The 14,003-nt window shown below is 33.9% G+C and carries 10 protein-coding genes and 1 pseudogene; 4 read left to right on the top strand and 7 right to left on the bottom strand.

The window, feature by feature from the left end:
* Positions 1-50 precede the first annotated feature (50 nt).
* A complete protein-coding gene (locus JR312_RS02625; protein ID WP_319606761.1) occupies positions 51-464 on the top strand; it encodes a YqaA family protein in 414 nt (137 codons plus the stop codon).
* A gap of 30 nt (positions 465-494) precedes the next feature.
* On the opposite strand, the gene JR312_RS02620 is transcribed toward JR312_RS02625, so the two are convergent.
* The 7 genes from JR312_RS02620 to hemJ form a co-directional block, all read right to left on the bottom strand.
* Positions 495-3,431, bottom strand: a complete 2,937-nt coding sequence (locus JR312_RS02620) for a YhdP family protein (RefSeq protein ID WP_416647660.1) — start codon at positions 3,429-3,431, stop codon at positions 495-497.
* Positions 3,424-3,861, bottom strand: a complete 438-nt coding sequence (gene rnhA / locus JR312_RS02615; protein ID WP_416647659.1) for a ribonuclease HI — start codon at positions 3,859-3,861, stop codon at positions 3,424-3,426. Before rnhA ends, JR312_RS02620 begins: the two co-directional genes overlap by 8 nt.
* A gap of 175 nt (positions 3,862-4,036) precedes the next feature.
* On the bottom strand, positions 4,037-4,924 hold the full coding sequence (locus tag JR312_RS02610; protein ID WP_006013853.1) for a heme o synthase: 888 nt from the start codon (positions 4,922-4,924) through the stop codon (positions 4,037-4,039).
* A 1-nt stretch (position 4,925) separates the two neighbouring features.
* Positions 4,926-6,476: a cytochrome c oxidase subunit I gene (ctaD, locus tag JR312_RS02605; protein ID WP_416647658.1), complete on the bottom strand. Its 1,551-nt coding sequence runs from the start codon at positions 6,474-6,476 to the stop codon at positions 4,926-4,928.
* Between the two features lie 15 nt (positions 6,477-6,491).
* Complete coding sequence (gene coxB / locus JR312_RS02600) at positions 6,492-7,256, bottom strand: cytochrome c oxidase subunit II (RefSeq protein WP_416647657.1); 765 nt, start codon at positions 7,254-7,256, stop codon at positions 6,492-6,494.
* Positions 7,257-7,812: 556 nt separating this feature from the next.
* Entirely contained in the window at positions 7,813-9,324 is a 1,512-nt protein-coding gene (locus JR312_RS02595) for an HlyD family type I secretion periplasmic adaptor subunit (protein ID WP_416647656.1), read from the bottom strand.
* A 154-nt stretch (positions 9,325-9,478) separates the two neighbouring features.
* Positions 9,479-9,907: a protoporphyrinogen oxidase HemJ gene (gene hemJ / locus JR312_RS02590; protein ID WP_416647655.1), complete on the bottom strand. Its 429-nt coding sequence runs from the start codon at positions 9,905-9,907 to the stop codon at positions 9,479-9,481.
* A 65-nt stretch (positions 9,908-9,972) separates the two neighbouring features.
* On the opposite strand from hemJ, the gene pdhA reads away from it, so the two are divergent.
* The 3 genes and pseudogenes from pdhA to JR312_RS02575 all read left to right on the top strand — a co-directional run.
* Positions 9,973-10,953, top strand: a complete 981-nt coding sequence (pdhA, locus tag JR312_RS02585) for a pyruvate dehydrogenase (acetyl-transferring) E1 component subunit alpha (RefSeq protein WP_264331188.1) — start codon at positions 9,973-9,975, stop codon at positions 10,951-10,953.
* Between the two features lie 206 nt (positions 10,954-11,159).
* Complete coding sequence (gene gatB, locus JR312_RS02580) at positions 11,160-12,581, top strand: Asp-tRNA(Asn)/Glu-tRNA(Gln) amidotransferase subunit GatB (protein WP_416647654.1); 1,422 nt, start codon at positions 11,160-11,162, stop codon at positions 12,579-12,581.
* Positions 12,582-12,592: 11 nt separating this feature from the next.
* A pseudogene (locus JR312_RS02575) lies at positions 12,593-14,003 on the top strand (ankyrin repeat domain-containing protein); the annotation flags it as partial.

The raw sequence follows: 14,003 nt of genomic DNA, 5'->3' as shown, positions 1-14,003 counted from the left end.
GTTGAATTGAAAATGCGGTTTGACACACTTTTTTGAACGTTCCCCTTGGTATGGAAAATTATCTCCTATTGTTTATAGATAGCCTAGTATCATCGCTTATCTTACCCATACATCAAGGTTTTGTACTTTACACTATGTTATGCTTTAGGTCACATTACAATCCACTACTTATATTACTTTTTGGAGTATCGGGATCCAGTCTTGGTGGAATAGCTAACTGGTATTTAGGTAGAATAACAATTTTTATCAGAAGATCACATCACAAATTAGAGAATGAAGACAAAACACCAAAAATTGTAAGGCACCTACTGATTTGTGCAGTTGCATTGCTTTCGTGGGTACCAGCACTTGGAAGTGTGACTCAGATTTTATCCGGTTACTTCAAGTTAAACCTTTATATTCTTGTTCCCTTAATTATTTTATCTAACTTCCTCTGTTTGTTGTATCTAACGTTTACCATCTAACTAAACATCAATAAACAACTTTTCTTCTGGTCATATTGAGCTAAATTTCTTCTCCACACTACCTTTTAAAACGTTTTTATTAGTTTTTGTCATAATACGATCAAATACTCCTAATAACCTCTTAAATAAGCTTGGAGTGAGAGAAGAGATAGGATTAACAGATACGTTATTGTTTTTATCATCACCATTTGCTTTGTAGTCTATTGAAATAATCCCCCTACTCTTCCCACCAGTCAGAAGTTTTCCGATTATAGGGATTTTCAACAAAGATTTGTTAATTGAGTATGCCGGTATTACTTGTCCTTCAACCTGGAACTTATAATCCTTAGTATTGAGCGTACCACTAGTACTAATGCCCAGTTCCGCTCCTTCAAGCCAAGATTCTTCAATTTCAACAGTGCCATCTTTATATGAAAAAGGTACATTAAACTTATAAAAATGCACACCTTCGTTCTTTATAGCATTTACAATGCCAGGAAGTGAGGACATTGATAATAAAGTAGTAAGTAATGGAGCATCTTTGATATAGAAATTGCTGATAGATAACATACCATAATGTCCTCCATTTTCTCTCTTAGAAGATAGATAAAGGGAGAATTTGCCGTTTTTAACTGATTTACTAATCCCTAAAGAACGCAAAAGCATACCTGAATTATCCGCGTATATTTCAAGCCCTATTTCACTGTATTCTGCTAATATACTACTATTATCCTCTGAAAACTTTCCTGTAAATTGACTTCCACTGCAATCACCTTTAGCGCAAGTTACGTTCAGCTTGGCATCTTCTATGGTAATGCCTTCTTTCATAATTATATTGTCAACATTCATAGTAACTTCTATTTTGTCACTTAATCGATTACTATCTTTGCCAAGTAAACCTAACACATCACTTAAGTTGATTTTCTCACCGTGAATAGTTATGGCATCTTTCTCCTTACCTGATTCAATTTCTATACTAAAATTATTATCAGGTAATTTAAAATTGCTAGAATTTAAATATAGATTTCCATTTTCTACTCTTCCGCTAAATTTTATGTCTAGATCACTTCCTACAACGTCTAGTTTATCTATTAGTAACTTACCTGCTCCTTTTAGCCTTGTAGAAAATAAAACTTCATTGTGATCTTCAAAATGATTTTTCCATCCTAAGTAGCTTGAACGCAACTCAAGCTCTGATAAATCTATATTACCATTAACATATCCAGTCTTATCTTGATTTATCGCTGATTCTATATTTGCATTGATATAACCATCACCGAAATTAAGTATTTGAGCAGGTAAATCTCCAGTCAAACTCCAGGCAAAATTTTCATTTTTATTGCTACTTTTGAGGTCAAATAGCAGCTGTGTATTATTTACCATACCACTGCCATTTAAATCAATAAAATCTCTGCCGAAATCAAGCTTAATATCATACTTACCAAGACTTTCATTATATACGACCAAATTATCAATTTCAGAATAGAAATTTGCTGAGAAGTCCACTTTTTTACTATCACCATTTAGATTAAAAATACGAAAATTGAATATAGAATTTGCTATTCCACCTACTTTATCTCTTTCAAATTTTACCACATCATCCAGCTTAAATTTTATAGGCTCATATAACCCATAAGCATCACTTACAGCCTGACCATTAATGGTAAGAACAGAATCTTCTTTATTGAGAGAGTTCATTTCAATATGACCACTATTGATAGTAAAATTCTGAAACTTAGCTCTATTTACAATAATTTTGAGATTGTTATCCTTGAGAGTCAACTCACCGTTCAAGTTCTCTACTCGTTCAAAATCCTCATCAAATTGAACGCTGCCATTTTCTATATCAGCAACAATTACAATACCTGACAGATCATCATTTATTAAACTATCGATTTTACCGTTAAAACTTATGATTGTATTTATAATATTCCCATCAATATTATTACAATACCACTTTCTAAATTCATTGTTCACTAGACCATCTGGTACATAAGTACATAAATCTTTTGCAACAAGTTTACTAATATTAACTCTAAGCAAAGCATGATTTGTGCCAAAGTTCATTTTGCCAATCAAAGAAAGGTAAGTATCATTTAACTTAAAATGAAAGTTTTTTACGCTAATGATTTCATCACTATATGTCAAATTTACATTTACATTAGTCAAGGCTAAGTTTTTACCTGAGTGACTCTCTGTATTTAACACGTATATGTTTCCATCCATAACTTCATCCCTTCCATTAATTCTCATTGAGAAGTTCCCTTTGAACCCTATTTCTTTGTCCAAATTGTAACTTTTAACTAGTGTGGAAAACTCGTTAAATAGCCCCAACTTTAGGTTATAAAATGTTCCATACAAATTTAACAAATTATTGCGATTTTTTATCATAATAGATAAATCATCTAGAATCCCCTTTTTATCTTTTGTATGAACACGAATATCCAAAACATTAAAATTTTCCTCCTTTCCTAAATATACTTTATCAATGAAGAATTCACCTTCCATATTTTTATTGATAGCAATGTTAGTAATTTCAATCCTTGAGTCTGCATTTAAGTAGAAAAAAATTTTTCTTATTGTCTTCAGCAGATTTTTTGTACTACTCATCTTATCTGTCATTACAGATGTTGTTATTCCTCTGGTCTCTTCCTTCTTGATATATATGTGTACATTACCAGCTAAAACCTGAGAGAACTTTTTGGAACTTAACTTAAAGTGTACGAAAAGCTCAGGAACTTCTATGGTAAAGTCAGGATTTGTTATTTTTAAATCTGTAATGACTAGCTTGCCATCTTTCTGCCAAATAACCGAGGTACTCTCCATGCTGACATCCGAATTGGTAAATATCTTTGATATTTTTTTCTTTATATAAAAATTAATATAACTAATATTGATTTCTAAAGGACCTTCCCCTTTAAAAGGGATAAAGAAGCAGAATATAAATAATAAAATTATAGAAAATGATAGAGCTATTTTTTTAAGCATCGATTATTGCTTTTCTTGCTAAGCTGTCGGCTTCTTCATTGTATTTATCACCATTATGCGCTTTCACCCACTTCCAGTTAATCTCATGTTGCAAAGCAACATCGTCTAATTCTTTCCATAATTCTATATTTTTTACTGACTTCTTATTACTTGTCTTCCAGCCGTTCATTTTCCACTTACTTATCCATTCTGTTATACCGCATTTAACATAGAGGCTATCCGTACACAAACTGATATTACAAGGAAATTTTAATACCTTCAGTCCATTGATCACTGCTGTTAACTCCATTTTATTATTTGTAGTATTTTCTTCTCTACCACAGATGTTCTTTCTATGATTTTGAAATAATATGATTGCTGCCCACCCTCCTAAACCAGGGTTACCAAGGCATGCTCCATCTGTATATATTGTCACTTCCTTTTTATTCATCTTTAACTGTAATGAATTAATAAAGTATATAACTGCTTCTATAAAATCACAAATTTTATAGATATATAGGCAATTTAAGCCCCACCTTTAAATTTTATTATGGAAACAAAGAAAAGTGCTACAACTAGCATTATTAGAAGAGAAAGTAAAAGATAGTTTTTGTGTTCTTTCATAATCAAAACAAGTCAATAGAACAAAAAATAATACTAGCAAACAGAGAAAATAGATAGGAGATCGAATAAGAAAACAGCTTTCTCTGCGAGCTATGACTCTTAAGCCTTATAACTGATATGGCAAACCAAATAAAAACGCAACCTTCAATAATTGCCATACTCAGGTAAAATAGAGCCTTTTTCAAAAATAGTGCTGGGAGTAAGCTAGTTAACACCAATAATACACTATAAATTAATATACGTTTTCTTGTCTTTTCCGGTCCATGGATAATATTAAACATTGGAATTGATGCTTTTACATAATCCTTAGAACTATTTAGAGATAGAGCCCAAAAATGTGGTGGTGTCCACATAAAAATTATTAAAAATAGAATAAAACTTTCCCAACTTACAGAGTCAGTTACAACCGCCCAGCCAATCATTGGAGGAAAAGCACCTGCTGCACCACCGATAACGATATTCTGCGGAGTACGCCTTTTTAGCCAAATTGTATATACGAAAACGTAAAATAATATGCTAACTGCAAGTAAAGCAGCAGAAATATAATTTACTGCTATTGCCATGATAAATACTGACAATATTCCAAGAGTTATACCAAACTCAAGCGCGCTTTCTGCAAAAACTCTACCCGAAGGTATAGGACGACTTTTTGTCCTCTCCATAACCAAGTCTATATCTCTGTCATACCACATATTTATTGCACCTGCAGATCCTGAACCAAGAGCAATGCACATAAGAGATATTAGTGCAAGGAAAGGATGAATGCTACCTGGTGCAGCAACCATTCCAGCAACTGCAGTAAATACTACAAGATACATTATCCTTGGCTTTAGCAAATGCCAAAAATCTAATATTGTCGATTCAACGTTTAACAAAGCACTTATGTACACTTTATTTTACCACTGGTGGCTTTTCGAAAGTATGAAAAGGTGGTGGTGAAGATACCGTCCACTCTAAGGTATCACCCCCCCAAGGATTATCTCCAGTTTTTTTGCCCCACTTAAAGAGATGTATAACTATAAATACAAAAAACATAACTGAAACAAAGGACATATATGAGCCAATTGAGGATATATAATTCCAAGGGATAAACGCGTCGGGATAATCAGGTATACGCCTTGGCATACCTGCTAATCCCAGGAAATGCTGGGGTAAGAAAGTGACATTGGTGCTAATAAAAGTGAGCCAAAAGTGTATCTTTCCTAAACACTCGTTATATTGCTTACCTGACATTTTACCTATCCAATAATAAAAACCGGAGAAAGCTCCAAATAATGCAGCAAGCGACATGACATAGTGAAAGTGAGCAACGACATAATAGGTGTCGTGCAAGAGCTTATCTATTCCACCATGAGAAAGAATTATTCCCGTTATTCCACCGCCAACAAACATGAAAATAAAACCCAACGCAAATAGCATAGGGGTTTTAAACTCAATTGCTCCGCCCCACATAGTTGCAATCCAGCTAAAGACTTTTACACCAGTTATAACACCGATAAAAATTGTGGTAGTGCTAAAAAATGCAGCAGCGTCAGCACTAAGCCCAACAGTGAACATATGGTGAGCCCAAACCATAAAGCCAAATACTGCTATACCTATCATTGCATAAACCATTCCTATGTAACCAAATACAGGTCTGTGAGAAAAAGTTGATACAACCTGACTTATGATGCCAAATGCAGGAAAAATAATTACGTAAACCTCCGGATGACCAAAAAACCAAAATAAATGTTGAAATAACACAGGGTCACCACCACCGGCAGGATCAAAAAAGGAAGTACCAATATTGCGATCAGTAAGAAGCATAGTTATAGCACCGGCAAGCACTGGTAAGGCAACAATCAACATAAATGCTGTTAACAAGACAGACCAAACAAACAGTGGCATCTTAGTTAATGACATTCCTTTTGCGCGCATGTTAAATATAGTAACTATAAAGTTGATCGCCCCAACAATTGACGACATACCAGCAACATGAAGTGCAAGTATAGCAAGGTCAACTCCTGCACTTGGATGGGATATTACCTGTGATAAAGGTGGATATAAAGTCCAACCTGTACCTGGACCTTCACCAATAAACACTGAGAGAATGAGCAAAATAAAAGATGACACTAATAACCAAAAACTTAAATTATTCATACGAGGAAATGCCATATCTGGTGCACCAATCATGAGAGGTACAAACCAGTTACCAAATCCTCCCATGAGGGCTGGCATTATCATAAAAAACACCATTATCAACGCATGCCCTGTAACCATTACGTTATATAATTGATAATTATTGTTAAGTATATTAATGTGCATTAGCTGAGTGCGAATAATCACCGATAATAATCCACCAATAATTCCAGCTAATATGGAAAAAATAATGTACAGTGTCCCTATGTCTTTATGATTAGTGGAAAACAACCAACGCTTTATGCCCTTTGGTACATCACTCATATCTATACTCCAAATTTAACTCACTAATTTTCTATTTTCGATCCACTTATTAAAATCTTCTTTGCTTACTGCTTCAACAACAATTGGCATAAATCCATGGCCTTGACCACACAATTCGTAGCACTGCCCGTAATAAACACCTGGCTTTTTGACATTAAACCACGCCTCATTCAGCCTTCCTGGTATCGCATCAATTTTTACACCAAAAGCCGGCACTCCCCAACTGTGTATCACATCTCCTGCTGTAACTTGTAAACGAACGTTAGTATTAACGGGTAAAATGATGTTGTTATCAACAGAGAATAGCTTCAAATCCCCTTCAATAAAGTCATCTTTTCCCTTGATATAACTATCAAATGACACACCTTGATATTCTGGATATTGGTAGCTCCAATACCATTGATGGCCAATAACTTTTAGTGTTATGTCAGCTTTCGGTATTTCTTCCTGTAGCTTCAGTAATTTAGCGTTTTCAAAGGCTAATATTCCAACAATGATAGTTGGTATAACAAACCAAATAATTTCTAAAGGAACACTATGGGTAGTTTTACTTATGTTTGTTACTTTGCTTTTACGAAAGCGAAACGCTATATAAGCAAGCAGCGCCCACACAAAAAGCATTATTGTAACCATCACAAGCATCACAAACGAATGTGACCTAACTACAGCCTCCATTACTTCAGTTGCAGGAGCAGGAAATCCAAATTGCCAGGAAGTAGGAGCATAGGCAACAGATATATTTGAGTAAAATATTATCAATAGTGCAAATAACTTCACCATATTTTTTGCTGTAAAACTAACTATATAATAGTATATATAAACTTACTATGCAAACAGAGATTATAGGATATACACAAGTGTTTTGCTAAATATTGAATCAAAAGTAAATGATGATTAATGTTTTTTTAGCATTTAATAAATATAATAATACGATACTAACTTGAGGAAAAAGCATTTACATGAATCTATTTTAAGTTAAAATATTATAATATTTTAAGTTAAGTATTTACTTTAAGGAAATTCTATAATAAGTTTAATAGTGTCTGTTATTGCTAATAACCCTCTAGCCTCACACCTAAAAGCAGTAACAGACACTATTAAACTTTAGGTAAGTTTGTCTATTTATAATTCATTAAGGTAAAAATCTTACTAATTCCTTTAATTCTATTATACAGCTGAGTTTACTAATTAACCTTTAATGTTTACGTTAGCATTTGCATCTTAAATCAAAGATTTACATATTATAGAAAATAATTATAAAATAATACACTACTTGTGTGTAAATTTTTTTGCATATCAAACTCTGTAAACAAATTTTTTAGAAAAGCCAAATAAATTATCTCTCTATGAAAGATCTATCGAATGTTGCAATTATAGGTGTAAACAAGAACGATAAAAGAGTGCGGGATTGAGTAACTATATATACCTCTACTGGCATACCAGGATATAGGTATACGTTTTTAAATTGAGCAAGTTCTGATTTTGGTATCACCACTCGCACTGAATAATAACGCCCCATCCTTGGATCATCAAGAGCATCAGGGGAAATATGGTTTACTATACCGTTAATTAAACTTAAGCGACGTGCACTATAAGCGCTCAGCCTTACTTTAACTTTCAGCCCTTCTAGTCCGTCGATAGAGACTATATTGCTATCTTTCTTTTTTGCTGACAGTATCTCTTCTATGTTTCTGGTTAGAACTTTAGCATCTATTATTAGATCATCATCTGATGGTACTATACTCATAATTGGAACTCCAGATTGTATAACACCACCTTCAGTGTGGTATCTTATATCTGTAACTATACCATCTTGAGGTGATTTAATTATTGTACGTGCTAACGAATCTTCAGCAACCATCAGCCTCTCTTTTAAGTCTGCAATAGATGTATTAACTTCCTTAAGCTCAGCATTTGCTCTTTCTTGAGCATCATTCTTCACATTTATAATCTCTAACTCATTTTCTCCAGTCTTTTGCTGTACTTGAGATATTGCAGAACGGTAATGCCCAACTCTACCCTCAATGTCAGCAAACTGTTTTTCTAAAGCTAAAATGTGAGGTTTGCTTATATGGCCACTATCAAGTAATTGTCTTTTTGTTTCTAACTCCTCAGTTATCAAGTCATATTGCTTATGGGCTGCATTTAGTTGAAAATTTAGCCCTGCTAATTCATCATTTAACTGCTTTATACGTTGTTGCAGTATGTCAGTTTTTCCTAATATACTCTTTCTCTGAGAGTTGAACAACTTTACCTGATTCTTTATCGCTTTATTTACAAGTTCATCGTTAGATAATCTTTTAACCTCATCAGAAAATTCTAGCGTATCTAAGTCTCCCCTAATTGCAATAAGTCTTGCTTCAGTTGCCAAAAACGATAAGAGTTTTTCTTTAATTATACTCAAATTTGCCTTTTCGTTAACATCACTTAATAAAACTAAAGGCTCATCTTTCTTAACTGCTTGACCTTCTTTTACTAAAATTTTGCTTATTATTCCCCCACCCAAGTGTTGCACTATTTTTCTATTTGAAGATACAATAACTTCTCCACTTGCATGCACTGCTCCGTCAATTGGAGCTATAGCTGACCAAATACCACCTATTCCAAAAAAGATGAATATCACCACTAAACCAAAAAATAGTGGTCCCCATGTGACTTTTAGGACTTCATTTACGTTATTACTCTCACGTTTAAAAATAAAATTTATCATCGCATCAATCCATGCGAACGTCTTATCCAAAAATTGATATTTCTTCTTTCTATTTCCTGCCCTTTGCATATCTATATCATCACTACCAATCAGGCCTGTCAAAGAAAGTCCAGCACTAAGCTTTTTTAACTTACTCATTATAATACTACTGCGAATTCTTGTTAACCAGGATAACACACAAAAACAAAGAATCTATACCTTAAGTACTTTACTTAGACTATGGAACATCAGAATAAACTATTTAGTAACAATTCTTATACTCCATTCAATGGTTCAGCATTAGGCTAGAAAATCAAAAAGGTTTTACAATAACCATAATAACTATAATTATTATTAACACTGTTACTGCTTCGTTTAAAACACGAAAATAAACGTGAGTTTTCTTATTCAAGCCCACTGCAAAATTTTTCCTATGTTTTGCAAGTAGGACATAAATAGCAAACATTAAGAATAATGCTAGCGCTTTTACATGAAACCACCCTTCGCGATATGCTTCCCTAATAATCATTAGCATAATTCCAAAACTAAGGGAGAAAAGCATTGCAGGGTTTATGATATATCTAAGGAGTCTCTTCTCCATTATTTGAAGTAAGCTGTCATTTTCTGACCCTGGTTTTACAGATGCATGGTAAACATAAAGCCTTGGCAAATAGAGCATACCTGCCACCCACATAATTACAGAGATAACGTGAAAAGCTTCAAGCCAGTGATAGTAGTCCATATAGATAGTATTATAAAATGTTAAAAATTTCTGGTATGATCTCAATTTAATAAAAGAAAGTCAATATGAAAGCAGAAAATTTCACTAAAGAACAGGTGATTGGATTCTACAGAAAAATGCTTCTCATACGCAGATTTGAGGAAAAAGCAGGACAATTATACGGAATGGGATTAATAGGCGGATTCTGTCACTTATCAATAGGGCAAGAAGCAGTTGCAGTTGGGACTCAAGCTGCATCAAAATCTGGTGATGCTTTTATCACAAGCTATAGAGACCATGGCTTAATGCTTGCATGTAATTCTGATCCGAATGTTGTGATGGCAGAACTAAACGGCAAAGAAACAGGGTGTTCAAAAGGTAAAGGTGGCTCCATGCACATATTTGATGTTGAAAAAAATTTCTTTGGTGGACATGGAATAGTAGGTGCACAAGTCCCAATTGGTACAGGAATAGCATTTGCTAATAAATACAAGAAAAAAGATAACGTTGTATTCACATATTTTGGTGACGGTGCTGCAAATCAAGGACAAGTATATGAATCATTTAATATGGCATCTTTGTGGAAGTTACCTGTGGTTTATATCATAGAAAATAACGAATACGCAATGGGAACTTCTGTGCAAAGATCAACTTTAGTAACTGAACTATATAAAAGAGGAGAGAGTTTTGGTATTCCTGGAAAACAAGTTGATGGAATGGATTTTTTCTCTGTCTATGAGATAACAAGTGAAATAGCTGAGCACGTACGTGGGGGAAAAGGACCTCTCTTGCTTGAAATGAAGACATATAGATATCGTGGCCATTCGATGTCAGATCCTGCTACTTATCGCTCAAAAGAAGAAGTTGAAGATATGAAGCAAAATCATGATCCTATAAGCACCTTAAAGCAGTATATAACAGACAATAAAATCGCTTCTGATGAAGAATGCAAAGCTATTGATAAGGAAATACGAGATTTAGTAAAAAAGTCAGAAGATTTTGCTAAAAATAGTAAAGAGCCAGGCGTTGATGAACTATATACTGATGTTTATAAATTTGTTAGCTAATCAGTTGCCATCAAAATTATGTTTTGGCCTACTATAGATATTTTTTGGCAGCACTTAACTTTATTATATAACAGCCTAGTCAATAGAAACTGTAGTAACTCTTATATTATTGATATACACCGCTCTTGGATCATAGGTTAAAATGAGTTTTATTTGACTTTTTGTGCTAGTTTGCAGAATATAAAGTTATTAATTGAATAAAATACATGACAAAAGAAAACTGGGAGACAGTAATTGGACTTGAGGTACACGCTCAGGTTTCTTCTAAGACAAAGCTATTTTCTAGTTCACTAACGGAATTTGGCACTGAGCACAATACTCAAGTTTCTCTAGTTGATGCAGCAATGCCAGGTACACTACCAGTATTAAATTATAGCTGCATAGAGCAAGCAATATGCACCGGACTTGCAATTTCTGCAGAAATTAATAAATGCTCTTACTTTGACCGGAAAAATTATTTTTATCCCGATTTACCACAAGGTTATCAAATAACCCAGTTCTTTGAGCCAATAGTTAAAAATGGCAAAGTTTTTATCAATAATAATGAAAAAGAAATAAGAATCGCGAGAATTCACTTAGAGCAAGATGCAGGAAAGAGTATTCATGAAGAAAGCAAAACTTACATAGATTTAAATCGTGCAGGTGTTGCTTTAATGGAAATTGTTTCAGAGCCAGATCTTCGTTCATCTGCAGAAGCTGCAGAATTCATGAAAAAATTGAGGCAGATTTTGCGTTACATCGGTTCATGTGATGGTGATATGGAAAAGGGGTCACTTCGCTGTGATGCAAATGTTTCTGTTCGCCCAAAGGGCAGTAGCACATTTGGCACTCGTTGTGAAATAAAAAACTTAAATTCAATACGTTATATTGTACAAGCTATAGATTATGAAGCACAAAGGCAGATCAAAATTTTGGAAAGCGGAGGAGAAATAAGTCAAGATACCTTATTGTTTGATGTCACTTTAGGAAAAACAAAAGTGATGAGAAGCAAAGAAGATTCAAGTGACTATAGATATTTCCCTGAACCTGATTTGCTACCTGTTGAAATAAGCCAAGACAAAATTGATTCTATTAAATCATCTTTACCCGAGTTGCCAGATCAAAAAAAACTTCGATACATAGCGGAATTAGGTATCAATGAATATGATGCAGACGTTATCACTTCTGATAAAGAAATTGCCGATTATTTTGAAAAATTAGCAAAAAAGCATGATTCAAAGATTGCAGTTACCTGGTTAACCGTCGAGCTTTTCGGTCGTTTAAATAAAATAAATATTGATATTGTTAGCTCTCCAATTAAAGCAGATGCTTTATCCGAGCTCCTTGACTTTATCGTTGATGGAACGATCTCTGCTAAGCTCGGCAAGCAAGTTTTTGATATTATGTTTGAAACTGGCAAACCGGCATCTCTCATCATAGAAGAGCAGGACCTAAAACAAATAACCGATAGAGGTCAAATAGCAGAAGTTATCGACACAATCATCAATAGCAACCAAGATAAAGTTCAAGAATACAAAAGCGGTAAAACAAAACTATACGGATTCTTTGTCGGCGAAGTCATGAAACTTACCAAGGGAAAAGCCAGCCCTGATGTCGTAAACTTGGTTTTGAGTGAAAGATTAGGGTAAAAACAGGGGTAATGTATCTAGAAGATGATTCTACTTGGGGTTTCAAACGCATTTACCATGGTATTGCCTTTCAAGAGTTATTGATCGTAATATCTCTAATGCATGAGATGGATATAACATCTCTCATGTCTAAGATGGGTAAAGAATGTTCTTTCTCCATAGACACAGAGTTAGAGTCAGCTCAAGGTTTTGATGACATTGTTGTTTGGCATGAGCAAAATAAAGATATAGTACATAAGTTTATACAAGTTAAGCACAACCAAAATGGAACTAAAAAAATCAGTGTAAGTAGCTTATTAACAAAAAGTGGTAAGTTTAGTATTTTAAAACTTTTCCTTGCCTATTTAAAAATCAAAAATAGTGCAAAGTTTAGTGATGGAATAAAGCATTTTCTTTTTGCTACGAATATGGATCTTGATTCACCATATTCAATACAACACGAAGTAAGAAACCTAAGAGCAATGTTAAGTGGAGAAAATAAAGGAAAAGAACTTTCATTTGTAAGGATAGACACAAAAGATGAGTTTCTGGATATAGGTGATAGTGCAAGATATAGAATTAGTGATTCAGGTGGTAGTGTTGCTCAATACTTGAAACAAAATATGGATTTTATAAAGCGTGAGATAGGCAAGGAAGTCAGCAATAAAGAGATAGAGGACTTTTTAAATGAACTGGTGTTCGTCGTTAACTTACCCCATGAAGCTCAGCTAAGAAAATTATTGCTAGGTAAGTTGAGTAGTAGGTTGAACAAAAAGTTCGACTATATTGGTGACAATCAAATCTTTTGTAATAATCTTCTAAAAAAAATATCAGACTGGGTAAAAGATATAAAAGCGCGTCCTCTTTCGTACAAAGAAGGAGAAGAACTTTTTCGAGAAGTTGAGCTGTGGGCTAGTATTTTAGGTAAGATAGAACAAGGAGTAAAAGAAAAGAATGAAAGAATTGATAAAGTAATAGAACAACAACATAAGGATAGTAAAACACTACATAAAATATATGTGGCTGTAACGACACAGGATAACAAGCGGGTAGGGAAACCTATTCAGTTTAATATAAAACATCCGGTTGAAATGTTTGTTGGAAGAAAAAATGAATTGCAAGAAATATATGATAGGCTGCATAAAAGCACTGACAAACCAATGGCAATATCGCGGATTGTTGTTATTGGCGGTCCTGAAGGAGTAGGGGAGAGTGAGTTAGCCAGAAAATATGCTTGTGAATATAAAGAGCATTATGATGGTAATCTTGTATGGGTAAATGCAGGAACACAAAAGGATCTTGAAGAATCGTTTAAAGGATTAGCTAAGGAGTTAAATAGAAGGTTACCTGAAGGTTCGAAAATTTTTATTACAGATGAAGATACTGAACAAGAAAAGGGAATCAGAGGGAACGTTCAAAAAAGTGTGTCAAACCGAAAAAAAA

It is taken from the genome of Wolbachia endosymbiont of Nasonia giraulti, from assembly GCF_048054155.1.
In the GTDB taxonomy this organism is placed as follows: Bacteria; Pseudomonadota; Alphaproteobacteria; order Rickettsiales; family Anaplasmataceae; genus Wolbachia; species Wolbachia pipientis_C.
The sequence above is the reverse complement of the archived record's forward strand: the minus strand, read 5'-3'. Positions and strand labels throughout refer to the sequence as shown.